This window comes from Corallococcus llansteffanensis (assembly GCF_003612055.1).
GTDB lineage: Bacteria > Myxococcota > Myxococcia > Myxococcales > Myxococcaceae > Corallococcus > Corallococcus llansteffanensis.
The window spans coordinates 1-764 of the sequence record NZ_RAWB01001118.1 but is presented as its reverse complement, the minus strand read 5'-3'; the positions used below and the strand labels follow the sequence as shown (position 1 = coordinate 764).

The following is a 764-nucleotide window of genomic DNA, read 5'->3' as shown; positions in this document are numbered from 1 at the left end:
GGTGAAGAGCGTCACGACGTCACTGCCCACGCCCTTGGAGCGCAGGTAGTCCGTCACGCTGTCGATGAAGGCCCGGCGCCGGAGCATCCACCACTCGTAGTAGCGCTGCAGCAGCGCGCTGTCCGCCTGGAGCTGCGCGCGGGTGACGGCGACGCCGCCGTTCGCCTCGGTCGCGAAGCGCGCGAGCGTCGCGTCGCCAAAGCCGATGGGCAGCTCGCTCACGCGGGGCCGCAGCCACACGCCGGCGAACTTCTTCTTCGCCGCGTAGGAGACGACCGTGAGGTCGAGCATCTTCTTGAAGTCCGTCAGCGTGTCCGGGTCGGTGAGGTCGGCGCGGGCGTCCTCGCTCCAGCTGATGTGCGTGTAGGCGTCGTCCGTGCGCGTGAGCGGCTTGGGGCGTCGCTGGTAGCCCAGGCTCGAGCTGCCGCCACGGCTACCGGCGTATTCGTAGTAGGGCAGGACGTTGAGGTCGTACCGCTCCAGCATCGTGAGGGTGTCACCCCAGAGGGAGGGGTAGCGGCTCTGGTAGACCCAGTTGTTGCCGCCGTAGGGCCCCGAGTCCCAGCCCTGGTTGTGGCCGAACTCCAGCAGGTCGCGGGAGAACGTGTTCATGCCCAGGAACTTCATCAGCCGGGCCTTGTACTCGTACCAGTCCACCCGGTTCGTCACCCCGAGGAGCGGGCCTGCATCCTGGTTGATGACCCCGTCCGCCATCTCCTCGCGGAAGAAGAGGTGGCGCCGGGGCAGGCCGGTGGGGGGCAGGG

General features: G+C 68.5%; 1 protein-coding gene. It reads right to left on the bottom strand.

Annotation, left to right across the window (positions count from 1 at the left end; translation table 11 throughout):
- Positions 1 to 764, bottom strand: a 764-nt coding sequence (locus D7V93_RS45720; RefSeq protein WP_158623993.1) for a hypothetical protein, incomplete at both ends; no start/stop codon positions are given.